Genomic DNA, 16,303 nt, shown 5'->3' on the forward strand with positions numbered 1-16,303 from the left:
AAGGAGTCGAGGAGTCGAGGAGTCGAGGAATCACGATTCAGGAGTCGAGGAACTCGAGCAGGTCGGCGCCGAGTTGCTCCTTGTGCGTGTCCGTGATGCCGTGCGGGGCGCCCGGATAGACCTTCAGCACCGCGTTCTTGATGCGCGCCGCCGACGCCTTGCCGCCCACCTCGAACGGCACGATCTGGTCGTCGTCGCCGTGGATGACGAGCGTGGGCACGTCGACGGCGTCCAGGTCCGGGCGGAAGTCGGTGGCGGAGAAGGCGGCGATGGACTCGTAGGCGTTCCTGTGCCCGGCCTGCAGTCCCTGGCGCCAGAAGGCGTCGCGGATGCCCTGGGACACGTCGGCACCGGGCCGGTTGTTGCCGAAGAACGGCCCGTCGGCGAGGTCGCGGTACAGCTGCGAGCGGTCGGCCAGCGAGCCGGCGCGGATCGCGTCGAACACCTCGACCGGGAGCCCGCCCGGGTTGTCGTCGGTCTTGAGCATGAGCGGCGGTACGGCGGAGACCAGGACGACCTGGGCGACGCGGGCGGTGCCGTGCCGGCCGATGTAGCGGGCGACCTCGCCGCCGCCCGTCGAGAAGCCGATCAGCGTGACGTCGCGCAGGTCGAGGGTGTCGACGAGCGCGGCCAGGTCGTCGGCGTAGGTGTTCATCTCGTTGCCGTTCCAGGTCTGCTCGGAACGGCCGTGTCCGCGGCGGTCGTGGGCGATCGCGCGGTATCCGTGGGTGGCCAGGAACAGTTGCTGCGCCTCCCAGCTGTCGGCGTTGAGCGGCCAGCCGTGGCTGAGCACGACCGGGCGGCCCTGGCCCCAGTCCTTGTAGTGGATCTGTGCTCCGTCGGCTGCGGTGACGAAGGGCATGGGATCACTCCTGGCTGCAGGGGATCTTTCCGGTTCGTCGATCGTTCACCTGCGGGTGGGGCACGCGAACCACGCGGCGTTCGTAGTCATGACTCCGGCCGGACCTCCAGGGCGTGGGAGAGCTGCCGACGGGAGGTCACATCCAGCTTCCGGAAGACTTTGCGCAGGTGGTAGTCCACCGTGTTGGCGCTGATGAACAGCCGGGCGGCGATCTCGGCGTTGGTCGCGCCGCCCCCGGCGAGCCGGGCGATCGTCAGCTCCTGCGGGGTCAGGGGGCTCGTCGTCCCCGCCCGTGCCGCGCAGACGTGCTCTCCCGTGGCGGCCAGTTCCCGGGCGGAGCGTTCGGCGTACGCCGCCGCCCGCATGTCGCGGAACATGGCCAGGGCCGTCCCCAGGTGCTCTCGGGCGTCCTTGCGGCGCTTCTGCCGGCGCAGCCACTCGCCGTAGAGCAGGTGGGCGACGGCCAGGTCGGAGACGGTGTCCGGGCCGGACAGCAGCTCGACGGCCCGGCGGTACAGCGGCTCGGCGGCGCCCCGGGGCGCGAGCAGGGCCTGTGACCGCGTCAGCACACCGCGGGCCCAACGGGTTCCGGCGGCCGTCGCGCGGGACGCGAGCGTCCGCAGGGCCGCGGCGGCCAGTACGCGGTCACCGCAGCGGACTCCCACCTCGATCAGGGACGGCAGGAGCCGGGAGTGCAGTCCGAGCGTGTCCCGCCGGATGAGTTCCCGGGCGACCGGCAGTGCCCCGGTGTAGTCGCCGTGGCCCAGCGCCAGGACCACGGCGCCGCTGTGGGCGAGGGTCTCCATGGCGCCGTTGCCGAGCGCTCCCGCTGCGTCGAGCGAACGGCGCAGCAGTGCGTGGACGCGGTCCTGGTCCGCGTGCCAGGCGAGCAGTTCGGGGTTCTGGTAGATCTGCCCCTGGATGGCGTTCGCGCCCATGGCGGTGAGGATCTGGCGGCTCTCGGCAACCAGGTCGTCGGCCGCGGCCAGATGCCCCTGTGTGGTCTCCGCCATGCACCGGCAGAACAGGACGGCGTTGAGATGCGTCAGGGCGCCACTGCGGCGGGCCGCGGTGTCGGCGCGCCGCAGCAGGGTGGTGCGGGCCTCGTGGTCCCACAGGAGGGTGGTGAACCAGACGCCCAGCAGGTATCCGCGCAGGATCGCCTCGTCGGGGGTGTCGGGCGCCAGCAGCGCGTCCGCGGCTCGGCGCAGCTGGGGAACGGCCTGCTCGTAGCCGTCGGAGGCGAGCACGGCGAAGGCGTGGAGCAGGTGGTCGACCGGGGTCGCCGGGACGGAGCCCGCGGGGCGGGACAGGACCGCGGCCGCGATCTCGGCGGCCGTCGTCGTCGAAGCCCGGTGCCGGGCGGTCAGCGTCCACTGGGCGGCCCGCAGCAGTGCCTCGCGCGTCAGCTCCGGAGCCCGGTCCCGGAAGGCCACCGCGGCGGCCAGGCTCAGCGCCGCCGCCCGGGCGTGGGAGTCGGGCTCGCCCAGGCCGTTGAGGACGCCGGCCCGCACCAGCAGGGCACGGCCCCGGGCCACGTCGTCCAGGAGGCCGGTGTCGACGGCGTCCAGCAGGGCCTTCGCCTGAAAGGACGCGCCGGCCGTGAGGGCCGCCTCGGCCGCCGCGAGCCGGCGGCGGGCGCGCGCGCCGTCCCCCGGTGTCAGCTCGGCCGCCCGGGCCAGGAAGGTGGCACGGGCCGCGTGCCCGCCCCGCGCTCCCGCGCGGTCCGCCGCCCGCTCGACCTGGTCGGCGACGGCCGTGTCGGGACCGGGCACGGCCGCGGCGCGGTGCCAGGCCCGCCGGTCGCTGTCGGCAGGGCGGTCGGTCACCTCGGCCAGCGCCCGGTGCACCCGGCGCCGCTCCACGCTGGTGGCGCCGGCGTAGACCGCGGAACGCACCAGCGGGTGCCGGAAGGTGACGGTGGTCCGCAGCAGCACCAGCCGCGCGGCCTCGGCCGGTGCGGAGGCGTCGACGCCGATCCCCAGCGTCCGTGCCGCCGCGGCGATGTATCCGAGGGATCCGGACGGCTCGGCGGCCGCCAGCAGTAACCAGGTGCGCGTCGGCGCGGGCAGGGCGCCCACCTGCCGGAGGTAGTGCGCCTCCAGTCCGCTGCCCACGGGAAGCGGGTCGGGCAGCGCGAGCGCGCCGGAGAGCTGCTGCGCGGACAGTTCCCGCCCGAGGTCGGTCAGGGCCAACGGGTTGCCGCCCGTCGCGGCCACGATCCGCAGTCCGACCCCGGCATCCAGCGGCCCGGTGACCACCGAACGCAGCACCTCCAGCGCGTGCGCCTCGTCCAGCCCGGCGACCTCGGTGACGGGCAGTCCCGCCGGAACGTCGAATCCTGTGCGTGCGGCGAGAACGAGACCGACGCTCTCGGCATGCACCCGGCGGCCGACGAACGCCAGCACCTCCAGGGAATCGCGGTCCAGCCACTGGACGTCGTCGACGCACGCCAGCAGCGGGCGCTCCTTGGCGGCCTCCGCCAGCACGGTGAGGACCGCGAGCCCCACCAGGAACCGGTCCGCGGGCGGGCCTTCGGCCAGTCCGCAGGCCACGAGCAGCGCCTGATGCTGGGCCCCGGGCAGCCTGCCGGGTTCCTTGAATCCGGCGAGGAACGGGACGAGCAACCGGTGCAGGGCCGCGAAGGCGAAGTCCGCCTCGGCCTCCACTCCGGCCAGCCGCAGCACCCGCAGATCGGCTGCCTCGGCGGCCGCGTGGTCGAGGAGTACGGTCTTGCCGACGCCGGCGTCGCCCTTGAGCAGCACGACACCGCTCAATCCCTGGCGCAGGTCGGCGATGAGGCGGTCGAGCCGGTGGCGCTCCGGGGAACGTCCTGCCAAACGCACGCGCAACACCCCTCGCGGTGACCAGGTCGTGTGAAGCTCTGGTGAAGGGGAGCTTGGCATGGGCGTACGCCACCGGCTGTACCGTGCGTGCCAGAGCCTGGTCCCTGTGTGCCATGGCGTTCGCGCCCACGGCCGCAGGCGGGCCGTGTACCGGAGCCGCGGAGTCAGGTGCCCCATACATTCAGCTTTGTCGAGAATGCCCGGCGCAGCGGAGACTGATCCCCGGGGAAGCAGCGGCGACAGAGCCGCTACCGGAGCCTGGGGAGCGCCGTGCTGGTTCTCGACACCAACGACCTGCCCGTCGCCGACCGGTACGAGGCCCTGCGCAACGTGGTGGCCCGGGAGGGCGGCGTCGACACGGTCGAGGAGGACGAGTCGGCGGCCGGCATGTGGAAGAGGCTCGAGGTCTGGCACATCGGGCCGCTCACCCTGTTCGACACCCGTGGCACGGGCGTACGGTTCGTTCGCTCCTACCGCAAGGCGCGCCGCGAACTGGTGGACAGCGTCTCGGTCATGACGCAGGCCGAGGGGTTCGGCACGGGCGCCTTCGGGTGCGACGGACACCAGCGGCAGCTGGGGGCGGAGGGCATCGGGCTGACGCCCCACATGGTCGTGTCACACGAGTACGGGTGGACGGGAACCGGACGCTCCGTGGCCTTCTCGGTGGACATCGCCCAACTCGGCCTGCCCGTCGACACGGTGCGCGACGCGATCCCTCTGCTGCGGCACAGTCCCGTCGAGTCGCTGTTGCTGCAGCACATCCGCGGGCTGCGCCGGCATGCGGACCGGATCAGCGGCGCGCCCGAGGCGGACGCGCTCGCCGCCGCCACCGTGCACCTCACCCGCGCCCTGATCGTGTCGGTCGCCGGACACGACCACACCCGCAGGGAGGTGGCCCAGGAGACGCTGCTCACCCGCGTCCTGGCCTACCTCCGCGCCCACCTGACCGAGCCGGACCTCACGCCGCAGCGGATCGCCTGGGCGCACGGCGTCTCGGTACGGACCCTCTACCGGCTGTGCGAGGAAGGCGGACTGAGCCTCGAGAAATGGATCATCCGCCGCCGGCTCGAGGGGGCCCGCAACGACCTGGCGGCAGCCGAGCACGCCCACCGCACCGTCGAAGCGATCGCCCGGTCCTGGGGCTTCAGCCACCCCGCCCACTTCTCCCGCCGCTTCCACCGGGCCTACGGGCTCACCCCCACCCAGTGGCGGCGACACTCCCAGGTCCGCTGACCGCTTCGAACTCGTCGTTCACCAAGCTCAGGGCGTGCCGACGACCTCGGCGGCGTTGTCGGCGGCGGCCGCTTCGGCCTGGGCCAGGTCGAGGAAGCGGCGGATCGCCTCGACCGGCATGTCGAGCCCCTCGGACGCGGCATGCTCGTCGCCGAACACCTGTACCGCCTCGGTGACCGCCACGGCCAGTTCGACCTCCGCCTTGCGCACCTTGGCCTCGGCCTTGTCCACGGTGTCGACCACCGACAGCTGCCGGCGCTGCTTCTCCTGCAGTCTCTGCTTGCGGGAAAGGGTCCTGTCGGAGTTCTGCACAGTCATGACCAAGATCATAATTCACCGCTCGTCGGCGAGATCACCGTCTCACAGCAGGTCGGCCCAGCCGCTCCAGCCGCTACTGGCCTTGCTCACCCGGGACTTGAAGCCCCCGGTGCCGGTGCCCGCGTAGAAGTAGAGGGCGCCGGAGGAGTTCGTGGCCATGAGGTCGGCCTTGCCGTCGCCGTTGGCGTCGCCGGGTGAGAACAGCTTCTTGTACTGCTGCCAGCCGGTGCCGACCTTCACCCGGGCGGCGAAGGGGGCGGACGCGCTGCCGGTGCCCGCGTAGCGCCACAGGACGCCGGCGGTGTCCCGGGCCAGCAGGTCGGGGCGGCCGTCGCCCGTGACGTCACCTCCGCCGACGAGGGCGTTGTAGCGCTCCCAGCCGGTGCTGATCTTGACGCGGCCGGCGACATTCATGCCGGTGCCGTCGCCCGCGTAGAGGTACAGCGTGCCGGTGGTGGTCACCGCCAGCAGGTCTCCCTTGCCGTCGCCGGTCACGTCGCCGGGGCCGACGAACCGGTTGTAGGTCGTGGAGCCGGTGGCGAGCTTCGGGTCCGAGAGGGCGTAGAACGCGGGGTTGGTCAACTGGCCGCTGCTGATGGACTGCACGACGAGGTCGGCGAGGCCGTTCTGGCGGAGCGAGGACGCGTAGGCGAGGCGGGTGGTGGAGGACGGCCAGGCCGCGCCGACCAGAAGCTTGCCGGTGAGCGTGCCGGTGCCGGTGACCTGGTAGCCGTAGACGCTTCCGGCGGACGTGCGGGCCATGATGCCGAACTTGCCGAAGTGCGGGTTGTTGCCGGCGCCCGCGAACTGCGTGACCTTGCCCCACGCCTTACTGCGGGCGGACCGGGTGCCGAAGGTGCCCTTGCCGTTGCCGGCGTAGAACCACAGGGCACCGGCGGAGTCCCGGGCCAGCAGGTCGGTCTTGCCGTTGCCGTCCCAGTCACCGCCGCCGATGATCTGGTTGTACGACGCCCAGTCGGTCTTCGGGTCCTTGACCCGGGTGCCGAAGGTGCCGCCCTTCTTGCCCGGGTAGCGGTAGAGGACACCGGCGGGGGTGCGGGCGAGGAGGTCTCCGACACCGTCGCCGTTGAGGTCACCGGCGCCGATCAGCTCGTCGTACTGCTGCCAGCCGGTGCCGATGGTCACGCGGCTGCCGAAGGCGCCGGTGCCCTTGCCGGGGTAGAAGTAGAGCGTGCCGGCCGGGGTGCGGGCCACCAGGTCGGCCTTGCCGTCACCGTTCATGTCCCCCGGGGCGGCGACCTTGTTGTAGATCTGCCAGCCGGACGCGACCGTGCGGTACGAGCCGAGGCCGCCGGGGGTGCGTGCGTAGATGCCGCTGTGGAAGAACAGCACGCCGGTCGGGCTGAGGGTCAGCACGTCCTGGACGCCGTCCGAGTCGAGGTCTCCGGGGGTGAGGACGTCCTTGACCTTGGCGACGTCCGCGTCGAGGGCCATGGTCTCGGCGGAGCCGGTGTTGACGTAGAGCCGGCCCGCGACGTTGCGGTAGACCAGGTCGGACGTACCGTCTCCGTCGAAGTCGCCGCGCGCCGGGGTGGTCGCGCCCGCGTCGCCGGGCAGCAGTACGAAGGCGCCCGCCGCGAGCATCGCCGCGGTGCCGGCCAGCGCCGATGCCTTCAGGGCACGGGGGCGTCGGCGTCCGTGGCTCCCGTCGCGCCGCCGGGGTCGGGTGGTGAACACGTTTACTCCCGGAAGGGTCAGGGGGTGATGGAGGCGTCGCCCGTGGAGTCGGCGGAGGAGGACGACGTGGGCTCGGTCGCCGTGCTCTCGGCCGTGGCCGGCTCGGTGGAGGAGTCCGGCTCGTCCGTCGGGTCCGCCGGATCGGTCGTCGCCGGGTCCGAGGGAGTGGCCGTGTCCGAGGAGGCGGCGCTGTCCGAAGGGGTGGCCGTGTCCGTCGGCTCCTGCGACTCCTCCGCGCTCGCCGAGGTCTCGGTCAAAACGCCCACCTGGTACACGCCCGGTACGCCGTCCTCCACCCGGAAGGTCGCGGCCGTGGTGGTCGTGCCGTTCCTGGTCATCACGGTGGAGATCGCCCGCAGCCGGGCGTCGATGCCGTCCTCGGTGAGGTCGAGGAGCAGATAGCCGCGCCGGGCGTCGATCATCTTCCAGTGCGGATTGTCCGCCAGCTTGGGCTGCCACTCGGCGGCGAAGGCCGTCAGATCCTCGTCGCCGCTGCTGGAGATGGAGGTGCCCACGAACTCCGCGCCGACCACGGCCGAGTCCGGGTCCTCGAAGTCCAGTTTGAGGTCGCTGACGATGGTGCGGTGCCGGTCGCCGGACAGCACCACGGGGTTGCGGATGTCCTGGAACTCGGCGAGCAGGGCAGCGCGTTCCTTCTGGTAGCCGTCCCAGGCGTCGTACGACCACTCCTTGCCCACACCGGCGAGGTAGTCGGTCTCGGCCATCATCACCTGGGAGGCGACCAGGTTCCATCGCGCGCCGGAGGAACGCATGCTGTCCAGCAGCCAGTTCCGCTGGGTGTCGCCCATGATGACGCGGCCGGTCTCCAGCGCCCCTTCAGGGGTGCTCGCCTGGTCGTCGCGGTACTGCCGGGTGTCCAGGACGTGCAGCCTGGCCAGGGAGCCGAAGTCGAGTTTGCGGTACATCAGGACGTCCGGGCCGGAGGGCTTCTGCGCGACCCGGATCGGCATGTGCTCGTAGAAGGCCTGGAAAGCGGCCGCCCGGCGGGCCCGGAACTTGTCCGCGGGCCAGGCGACGGGGTTGTTCGCCACGTCACCGGCCCAGTCCTGCTCCACCTCGTGGTCGTCGAAGACCACCACGAAGGGTGCGGCGGCGCGCATCGCCTGCAGGTCGGGGTCGGTGTTGTACTGCTCGTGGCGGGCACGGTACTGCGCGAGCGTGACGGGCTGCCCCGTGCCCTCGTGGCGGCGTACGCGGTAGGAGTAGGCGGAGCTCTCGTAGATGTAGTCACCGACGAACAGCACCAGGTCCGGGCGCTGTTCGAGCATGTCCCGGTAGGAGGTGAAGTAGCCGTGCTGCCAGTTCTGGCAGGAGGCGAGCGCGATCCGCAGGTTCTCGGGGCTGCTGCCGGCGGCGGGGGCCGTGCGGGTCCGGCCGGTGATGGAGGTGCGGCCCAGCGCCTTGAACCGGTACCAGTAGTCGGTGGCCGCGCTCAGGCCCGTGACGTCCACATGGACGCTGTAGCCGAGGCTGCTGCTCGCCGTCGCCGTACCGCTCTTGACGATGGTGGTGAAGCCGCTGTCCGAGGCGAGTTCCCAGGTCACCGCCACGGTGGGGGCCAGGATGCCGGAACTGCCCTGGTTCGCGGGCACGATCCTGGTCCACAGCACGATCGCGGTGGGCAGCGGATCGCCCGAGGCGACGCCCAGCTTGAAGACCGTGCCGCTCACCTCCGCCCCGGCACCGGCCGTGGCCGCCGCGCCTCCCACGGAGGCCGAGGCGGGCAGGAACTGCCCCGCGGCCACCGCGCCCGTGGCCCCCAGCGTGAGGGCTCCCGCGCCCAGGAACCGCCTCCGACGCATCCCGTTGGCGCCGGTGTCGCCGTCGCTCGATTGCACCCGTGTGCCTTTCCCCCCAAAGGCGGTGCGGTGCGCAGCGCCGGTGAACGTGATCATCGAGGATTCTATGCAATATCCTCACTGCCACGAGACCGGGTCCGTCAATCCGTTCGAACCATCAGCAGGAGCCATGCGCCGACCAATGATCTCCGCCGTGGCGGTGCTGCTCCTCGTCGGCACGGCGGGGTGCTCGTCCGATCCCGACTCGCCGTCCAGTGCCTCGTCGTCACCCGGTGCCGGATACATACCGAGAAGCGGCTCCGATTCCGCTGCGTCGGGTACGGCGGACGACGGCGGTGCGCAGACCGGCGGCTCGTCGGGCGACGGCGGGCACGAGGGCTCCGGCGGGACCAGCGGTGACAGTGGCGACGGAGCGTCCCCTTCCGCGGGAGTGCTCTACGGTGCCGACTCCCTCCCCAGCGCCGCCGCGGACCACTGCCGTACGACGAACCTCAGGGCCGTGGCACGCGGCACCGGCCAGGGCCGCGCCTCGGTCGTGATCACCAACAAGGGGGACGGCTCCTGCACGGTGCGGGGCTTCCCGTCCCTCCTTTTCGTCGGCGAGGCCGGCCGGGTCGAGCTTCCGGTGGACTGGGCCGGGTCGGTCGCCGACGCCGCGAAGTTCACCCTCGAGCCCGGCGCTTCCGCTTCCGCCGCGCTCACCTTCACCAGCCTCGACGAGTGCGACGCGATCACCGGCCTCGACATCGTCCCGCCCGGCGAGTCCCGTCCCCTCACCCCCGCCTTCACGGCCTCGGGCGGGAAGAAGGAGGCGGTGCGCATCTGCGACACCGGCGTACGGCTGAAGGCGTTCGCACCCTCGGGCTGACGGATCATCAGTTCTCGGATTTCTGCTGTGCGTTCGGACTCGACGTCTGGCGCAACACCCGGCACTTTCGATATGTCATGCCTCTGCCATCACGGAGTGCCGGAGTGAAAGGAAACCCGCGTGCATCTGCGCCCCCTGCGCGCCCTGTGCGGCGCCGCCGCGCTCGCCCTGACCCTGCCCGTCCTGTCCGCCGGACAGGCGTCGGCCGCCGTACCCGCCTACTCGGTCTATCTGCAGAACTACACGACCGGGCTGAACGCGGCCGACAGCGGCGGCACGGTGGCCGCGCACAACCCCAAGGGCAACGAGGACCACCAGCAGTGGACCCCGGTCGCGGTCGACGGCGGCCACCAGCTGCGGAACGCCGACGAGTCGGGCACCTGCCTCGGCCGGAGCGGCACATCCGCGGTGACCGTCGCCTGCGGGTCGGAAGGCACGGTGTGGACGATCACCGCCGGCGCCAACAGCACCTACACCGTGAGCGTCCCCGGCACTTCGCAGTACCTCACCGGGTCCTCGTCCGACTCCAGCGCCGTGCAGCTGGGTTCCGCCGGCGATCTCGCCCGCTGGTACCTCACGCCGGTGGCGTACGCGACCACCGCGATCCCCTCCGCCGACACGCGCACCCTGGACCAGGTCACATTCCTCACCGCGCACAACGCCTTCGCCAACGGCGTCGACGGCAACTTCGCCTCGTTCCCGGTCAGCCTGTTCCCCAACCAGAACTACGGCATCACCCGGCAGCTGAGCGACGGCGTCCGCGCCTTCATGCTGGACGACTACACCGTCTCCGGACGGGCCGTGCTGTGCCACAACAGCTGCGACGGCGTGAGCAGCCCCGTCCCGCTCGCCACCGACCTGCAGCGCATGGTCGACTTCCTCAAGGCCAACCCGGGTCAGTTCGTCACCGTGTTCCTCGAGGACTACGCCTCCTCCGACGTGCTGAAGTCCTCCCTGGCCTCCGTGAGCGGGCTGTCCGACGTGCTGTACCGGCCCGACCAGGAGGGCGTGGCGACCAGCGGCTGGCCGACCATGGCTGACCTGGCCGCCCGCGGCAAGCAACTGCTGATCTTCAGCGACCGGACCCGCGCGAGCGACACCGCGAACGGCTGGACCACCCGTGACACGTTCGGCGTGATGTACCAGCGCGAGTGGACCGTGGAGAACTACTGGTCCATGGGCGGCGGGCTCGGCGACTCCGACTGGTCCTGCTACAGCCGCTGGGGCACCGGCCGGCCGCTGACCGTGGACTCGTCCGCCTTCCACCCGCTGTTCGTGATGAACCACTTCAGGGACTACACGATCGGCTCCACCGCCCAGACGGACAACGGCAAACTCCTCAACCGCGCGCAGAACTTCTGCACGCCCGCCGCCCGCAAGAAGCCCAACTACCTCGCCGTGGACCGCTACGACCTGGGCTCCCCCACGCCGCTCGACACGGTCGGCACGCTCAACACGTACGTCCTCGCCTCCGGCCAGTGAGCGACGGCCGCCCTGCTCCGGCGGCGCGCCCGGGCGCGCCGCCGGAGAGTCCTACGCGATCTCGTACGCCTCGGGATCGAAGTGCGCCAGCCGGCGGCGCAGCCGCCCCGTCGACCAGGGCCAGCTGAAGCTGTTCAGGCCGTTGACGTCGAGGTAGTAGCTCGAGCACCCGCCCGCGTTGTAGACGGTGGACGGCAGCGCCTGGCGGACCTCCGCGGCGAAGGCGGCCTGCACTTCGGAGCGTACGTCGATGCTCGTCCAGCCTGCCGAGCGGATCCGACGCACCGCCTTGGTCAGGTAGTCCAGTTGTGCTTCGAGGATCGTGTACGCGGAGGAGTGGCCCGTGCCGAGGTGCGGCCCGAGCAGGATGAACGCGTTGGGGAATCCGCTGACGGTGGTGCCCAGGTAGGCGTCGGGGCTGCCTTTCCAGTGGTCGTCCAGGCTCGCGCCGTCGGCGTCGAACACGCGCTGGGCGATCGGCATGTCGAGGATGTGGAAACCGGTGCCCAGGATGACGGTGTCCACCTCCGCGGTGCTGCCGTCGGCTCCGACGACACGGTGGCCGTCGACGGCCCGTACCGCGGTGGGGTGGAGGGTGACGTTCGGCCGGGTCAGCGCGGGATAGTAGGTGTTGGACAGCAGCAGCCGTTTGCAGCCGAGGGTGTAGTCGGGCGTCAGGGCCCGGCGCAGGTGCGGATCCTTGACGGCGGCCCTGAGGTGGAGGGCGCCCACCTTCTGCACGGCCCGCAGCAGGGAGGGGTGCCGGAAGCCCACGCCCAGGGCCTCCAGGGCCCCGTACTCGGCGTTCCGCAGGGCCCGCTGTGCCGCCGGGAGCCGGCGCATCAGCAGGCGTTCGGCGCGCGGCACGTAGTGGTCGGGCTTGGGCAGCACCCACTGGGCGGTGCGCTGGAACAGGTGCAGCCGGGCGACGCGCGGCTGGATGGCGGGCACGAACTGCACGGCGGACGCCCCGCTGCCGACGACGGCGACGCGTGCGCCCGTCAGGTCGTGGTCGTGGCGCCAGCGCGAGGAGTGGAAGACCGTGCCGGGGAAGTCGGCCAGGCCCGGGATGTCGGGGAGCAGCGGTTCGTGCCAGGGGCCCGCCGCCGCGATCAGGAAGCGCGCGGTGTAGTCGCCGCGGTTCGTCTCGACGTGCCAGCGGGCGGTCCGGGGGTCCCATTGCGCCCGTATCGCCTCGGTGCCGAAGCGGATGAGGGGTGTGACGCCGTACCGGGCCGCCGTGTCGCGGAGGTAGGCGCGGATCTCCGGCTGGCCGGCGAAGGCACGCGTCCACTCGGGGTTGGGGGCGAAGGAGTAGGAGTACAGGGCGGAGGGGACGTCGCAGGCGCACCCCGGGTAGGTGTTGTCCCGCCAGGTGCCGCCCAGTTCGTCGGCCTTCTCGATGACGACGAGGTCGTGCACGCCGGACCGGCGCAGTTGGACGGCCGCGCCGATACCGGACAGGCCGCTGCCGATGATCAGTGCTTCGACGGTGTGCGACGGGCGGGTGGCCGCCGTCTCGGAGTGGTCGGGGTGGGTCGGGTGCGGCATGTCAGGCTCCTGTCCGAGCGTCGGGGCGGCGTCCGGTGCGGGGGTCGGCGGCCGGCGTGGCGGGCGGGCGGAGGAGGTCCCGGACGGTGGCGCGGGTGGTGCGCAGCGAGGTTTCCAGCACGGTCGGGCGGCGCCGGGGGTCCATGAAGTTGCCGCCCATCACGTCCAGGTCGGTGGCGGTGGGCTCGATCCGGACGACGCGGGTGCCCGTGGCCCGCAGCGCGGCGCACTCGGCGTCGAGGGTCCGGGTCATGACCCTGCGCAGCAGCGCTTCGGCCCGGCCGAGTCCTCGGCGCGGCCCCGGGGAGACCGAGCTCATCGGCGCGAGGACGTACACCTCGTCGAGGCCCTGGGGCACGAGGAGGTCGGCGGACGCGGTGGAGAGGATGCCTCCGTCGGCGTAGCGGCGGCCGTCGATGCGTACGGGTGGGAACCAGCCCGGGACCGCCCAGGACGCGCGCAGGGCGTCCCGCAGGGCGACGGGCGGGGTGTCGGGATGTCCGAAGACCGTACGCCGGCCCGTGTCGAAGTCGGTGGCCACCAGCCAGGTCGCGGAATGCGCGACCCACCCGCCGGCCGGTGCCAGGACGTCGGCGAGGGCGGCCAGCCGGCCGGCGTCACCCCGCCCGTGCGGCAGCAGGCCGGACAGTCCCGCCACCGCGGGGACCGTTCGGCCGAGGGCCAGGCGCGTGAGCCGCGGCGATCCGGGAAAGAGCGCGGGCCGCGGCGGGATCGCCCGGGGCGGGGTGGCGAAGTGCCTCACCAGATCCGCCCGCGCGCCTTCCTTGGCGAGCTGCGCGGCCAGGAGGTCGTCCACGCCGATGCCGGCCCCGAGCAGAGCGGCCAGCTCGGCTCCGGCCGAGGTACCCACCAGCACCTCGGCCTGGCGCGGGTCCCAGCCCAGAGCCTGCTGGAGCGAGTGGAGGGCGCCTACGGTCCAGGCGGCGCCGAGTGTTCCGCCGCAGCCGAGTACCAGTCCTCGGGAAGGGGTCGTGCGTGTGCCCGTTGCGGTCACTGAGGTTCTCCGCCCATTCGGGATACCGACGAGATCGGGATACTAGCGGTATCCGAATGCCGTGGACAGCCCGTTCCGGCGTTAGGATCCGAGGGATTCGGGAGCAGCCGCCGGGAGCCGGAACACCGCGCGGGACGGGAGAGGGAGCGAGACATGGCCCGCCTCAGCCGCGTCGAGAGCCAGGAACGTACGCGCGAGCAACTCGTCGCCACCGCACGGGAGCTGTTCCTGCGCGACGGCTACGGCGTGACCTCGCTCAGCGACGTCGCGGAGCGGGCCGGCTATTCCAAGGGCGCCGTCTACTCCAACTTCCGCGGCAAGGGCCACCTGTGCCTGGCCGTCCTCGACGACATCCGCGCCGAGCAGCTCGCGTTGCTCACGGAGGCGGTCATGCGCGACACGGGGGCCGAGGATCGCCTGGCCGCCTTCGCCGCCTGGGGCGAGGCGCACATCGGCGACGAGACCTGGACCATGCTCGAGGTGGAGTTCCTCACCGGCGCCCGTCACGACGACGAGCTCCGGACGGAGATCACGGCACGCGTCACCGCGATCCGCGAGGCGCTGGCCGGACTCCTCGAGGCGCTCGCCGGTGAACTGGGCGCGTCCCTGGCGATGCCGGCTGAGCAGGCCGCGATGACCCTGCTCAGCCTGGGCATCGGCCTCGGCGTCCAGCGGGTCGCCGACCCGTCCGTGCCGACGGCCGTACTGACCGACACCCTGCGGCTCGTCCTGCGTCTGGACCGCTAGTCCCGGCCGGCCGGTACCGGGTCGGCGCCGGCCGTCAGGGGCGAACGGCGCACGATATGCGCACATTTGTGCGGCATCGCAAGGAATATCCCATGAGTGGATTTTCGCCAGTATCGTGGGCGCGCGGAAACTCGGGCGGCCGGGCTGTTGTCGGCTGCCCAACGTCATGAGGGGGCAGGGGCCATGCGGGTGCTCGCGGGGAGATACGAACTGGCCGAGGCGGTCGGGCGCGGTGGGATGGGGGAGGTCTGGCGGGCCACGGACCGGGAGCTGGGCCGGACGGTGGCGGTGAAGGTGCTGCCGCCGGAACTCACCCGGCACGAGGAGTTCCGGGTCCGGTTCCGCCGGGAGGCACGCACCGTCGCCTCGCTCAACCACCGCAACGTCGCCGTGCTGCACGACGTCGGCGAGGACACCACGGACGGCGAGACGACACCGTTCCTGGTCATGGAGTTCATCGCGGGCCGCACCCTGACCGACGTCCTGACCGAGGGCCCCTTCACCGTCGAACGAGCCCTGGCGGTCGGCCGGGACATCGCCGACGCGCTCGCCCACAGCCACGGCCAGGGCCTCATCCACCGCGACATCAAGCCCTCCAACGTCATGCTGACGTCCGAGGGCGGCATCAAGGTCCTGGACTTCGGGATCGCCAAGGTCGTCGCGGAGACCACCACCCGCCTCACCGCCACCGGGATGACGGTGGGCACCCCCGCCTACCTCTCCCCCGAGCAGCTCACGGGGCAGCCGGTGGACGGCCGCTCCGACCAGTACTCCACCGGCTGCCTGCTGTACGAACTGCTCTCGGGCCGGCCCCCGTTCGTCGGCGACTCCCCCTTCGCGGTGATGCACCAGCACATCAGTCAGGAGCCGGTCGCACCGTCCCGGCTGCGCCCGCAGATCCCGGCGGCGGTGGACGAGCTCGTGCTCCGCACCCTGGCCAAGGACCGTGAGCGGCGGCCCGCCAGTGCGGCGGAGATGCGGGACGCGCTGGCCCGGACTCTCGTCGCGCTGAGCGCACCGGCGGCCGTCCCTGCCCGGCCGGCCGCCGCTCCGGCCCCGGCTCCCGCTCCGGCCGCTCCGCCCGCGCCCACCGTCCCGCCCGCCCGCGCGGCCACCGAGCCCCGGACAGGTCCCGGGCACACCGCGCTCGCCCAGCAGGAGACCCGGACCGCGCCCACGCCGCCCAGACCTGCCGTCCCGCCACCCCCCGGCGAGCGGGCCGGCGTGACCGGTTCCGGCGCCGCGGACGGCGCCGGCGCGCCCTCCAAGTGGCGGCTCGCGCTCACCACCGGCAGGGCCGTCGCCCTGCTGGGCCTGGTCGTCTCCGGTGTCGTCAGCATCGGCTACCAGGATGTCTACGAGGACTCCACCGAGGCCTTCATCGGCGTATGGGTGGCCACCGCCGTACTGGGACTCGCCCTGTTCCGCTGGTTCCCCCTCGCCTCGACGAGCCTGTGGTGGGGAGCCGGGGCCCTGGTCACGGCGAGCGTCACGGCGGGCGGTGCGGTCGACGACTACGAGTCCTCCTACGACTCCTACAGCGACGACTACTCCGACGTGTACTACACCGGGCACGACAACATCGAGGTCCTCGCCACCCCGCTGCTCGCCCTCGGCGTGCTCTGCCTGATCCGCGCGTTGAGCCACCGACGCCCTTCGCCCCTCCTGGCCGCCGCCGGCCTGACCCTGGCCGGGGCGGGCCTCGGCTGGCTGGCCTTCGACGAGGACGGCCAGACCGGGGTCTTCGCGGTCGCCTGGGGCGTGGTCGTGGTCGTCGCCGTCGTACAGGAGATCCGCGCCCGCAGGAACGCCCCGCCCCGTGCCCGTCGCCGCCTGCGGTTCGTGACGGCCGAGTAGGGCCGC

12 protein-coding genes are annotated in these 16,303 nt (G+C 72.3%); 5 read left to right on the top strand and 7 right to left on the bottom strand.

Annotated features, from left to right (window positions below):
* Positions 1-37: 37 nt before the first annotated feature.
* Complete coding sequence (locus ACIRF9_RS44055) at positions 38-862, bottom strand: alpha/beta fold hydrolase (protein ID WP_403834714.1); 825 nt, start codon at positions 860-862, stop codon at positions 38-40.
* An 86-nt stretch (positions 863-948) separates the two neighbouring features.
* Positions 949-3,708, bottom strand: a complete 2,760-nt coding sequence (locus ACIRF9_RS44060; RefSeq protein WP_403834716.1) for an AAA family ATPase — start codon at positions 3,706-3,708, stop codon at positions 949-951.
* 270 nt (positions 3,709-3,978) lie between these two features.
* Here ACIRF9_RS44060 and ACIRF9_RS44065 point away from each other — a divergent pair, with 270 nt between their 5' ends.
* A complete protein-coding gene (locus ACIRF9_RS44065) occupies positions 3,979-4,941 on the top strand; it encodes a helix-turn-helix domain-containing protein (protein WP_403834718.1) in 963 nt (320 codons plus the stop codon).
* A gap of 27 nt (positions 4,942-4,968) precedes the next feature.
* Here the strand turns inward: ACIRF9_RS44065 and ACIRF9_RS44070 are convergent, their stop codons facing one another.
* From ACIRF9_RS44070 to ACIRF9_RS44080, 3 genes are read right to left on the bottom strand one after another with little or no spacing between them, the layout of a single operon-like run.
* The gene (locus tag ACIRF9_RS44070; RefSeq protein WP_403834720.1) at positions 4,969-5,259 is read right to left on the bottom strand and encodes a hypothetical protein; all 291 of its coding nucleotides are present in this window, start codon (positions 5,257-5,259) and stop codon (positions 4,969-4,971) included.
* A gap of 42 nt (positions 5,260-5,301) precedes the next feature.
* Positions 5,302-6,957 carry an FG-GAP repeat domain-containing protein gene (locus ACIRF9_RS44075; RefSeq protein ID WP_403834723.1) on the bottom strand — a complete coding sequence of 552 codons (1,656 nt, stop codon included), beginning with the start codon at positions 6,955-6,957 and terminating at the stop codon, positions 5,302-5,304.
* A gap of 17 nt (positions 6,958-6,974) precedes the next feature.
* Positions 6,975-8,780 (bottom strand): alkaline phosphatase D family protein, encoded by a 1,806-nt coding sequence (locus ACIRF9_RS44080; protein WP_403834773.1) that lies wholly within the window; start codon positions 8,778-8,780, stop codon positions 6,975-6,977.
* Positions 8,781-8,946: 166 nt separating this feature from the next.
* Between ACIRF9_RS44080 and ACIRF9_RS44085 the strand changes: the two genes are divergently transcribed.
* Both ACIRF9_RS44085 and ACIRF9_RS44090 read left to right on the top strand, forming a co-directional pair.
* On the top strand, positions 8,947-9,645 hold the full coding sequence (locus ACIRF9_RS44085; RefSeq protein ID WP_403834725.1) for a DUF4232 domain-containing protein: 699 nt from the start codon (positions 8,947-8,949) through the stop codon (positions 9,643-9,645).
* A 126-nt stretch (positions 9,646-9,771) separates the two neighbouring features.
* Positions 9,772-11,127, top strand: a complete 1,356-nt coding sequence (locus ACIRF9_RS44090) for an RICIN domain-containing protein (protein WP_403834775.1) — start codon at positions 9,772-9,774, stop codon at positions 11,125-11,127.
* Positions 11,128-11,178: 51 nt separating this feature from the next.
* On the opposite strand, the gene ACIRF9_RS44095 is transcribed toward ACIRF9_RS44090, so the two are convergent.
* Both ACIRF9_RS44095 and ACIRF9_RS44100 read right to left on the bottom strand, forming a co-directional pair.
* Positions 11,179-12,678: a flavin-containing monooxygenase gene (locus ACIRF9_RS44095; protein WP_403834728.1), complete on the bottom strand. Its 1,500-nt coding sequence runs from the start codon at positions 12,676-12,678 to the stop codon at positions 11,179-11,181.
* Between the two features lies 1 nt (position 12,679).
* Positions 12,680-13,693: a patatin-like phospholipase family protein gene (locus ACIRF9_RS44100; protein WP_403834730.1), complete on the bottom strand. Its 1,014-nt coding sequence runs from the start codon at positions 13,691-13,693 to the stop codon at positions 12,680-12,682.
* A gap of 153 nt (positions 13,694-13,846) precedes the next feature.
* On the opposite strand from ACIRF9_RS44100, the gene ACIRF9_RS44105 reads away from it, so the two are divergent.
* Entirely contained in the window at positions 13,847-14,440 is a 594-nt protein-coding gene (locus ACIRF9_RS44105; RefSeq protein WP_403834732.1) for a TetR/AcrR family transcriptional regulator, read from the top strand.
* Between the two features lie 183 nt (positions 14,441-14,623).
* Positions 14,624-16,297 (top strand): protein kinase, encoded by a 1,674-nt coding sequence (locus tag ACIRF9_RS44110; RefSeq protein WP_403834735.1) that lies wholly within the window; start codon positions 14,624-14,626, stop codon positions 16,295-16,297.
* Positions 16,298-16,303 lie beyond the last annotated feature (6 nt).

It is taken from the genome of Streptomyces sp. NPDC096132, assembly GCF_044763345.1.
Classification (GTDB): domain Bacteria; phylum Actinomycetota; class Actinomycetes; order Streptomycetales; family Streptomycetaceae; genus Streptomyces.

Coding starts and splice junctions, on each gene's coding strand:
- ACIRF9_RS44085 (WP_403834725.1), top strand. CDS start 8,947: ATGCGCCGACCAATGATCTCCGCCGTGGCGGTGCTGCTCCTCGTCGGC.
- ACIRF9_RS44095 (WP_403834728.1), bottom strand. CDS start 12,678: ATGCCGCACCCGACCCACCCCGACCACTCCGAGACGGCGGCCACCCGC.
- ACIRF9_RS44110 (WP_403834735.1), top strand. CDS start 14,624: ATGCGGGTGCTCGCGGGGAGATACGAACTGGCCGAGGCGGTCGGGCGC.
- ACIRF9_RS44070 (WP_403834720.1), bottom strand. CDS start 5,259: ATGACTGTGCAGAACTCCGACAGGACCCTTTCCCGCAAGCAGAGACTG.
- ACIRF9_RS44105 (WP_403834732.1), top strand. CDS start 13,847: ATGGCCCGCCTCAGCCGCGTCGAGAGCCAGGAACGTACGCGCGAGCAA.
- ACIRF9_RS44080 (WP_403834773.1), bottom strand. CDS start 8,780: ATGCGTCGGAGGCGGTTCCTGGGCGCGGGAGCCCTCACGCTGGGGGCC.
- ACIRF9_RS44055 (WP_403834714.1), bottom strand. CDS start 862: ATGCCCTTCGTCACCGCAGCCGACGGAGCACAGATCCACTACAAGGAC.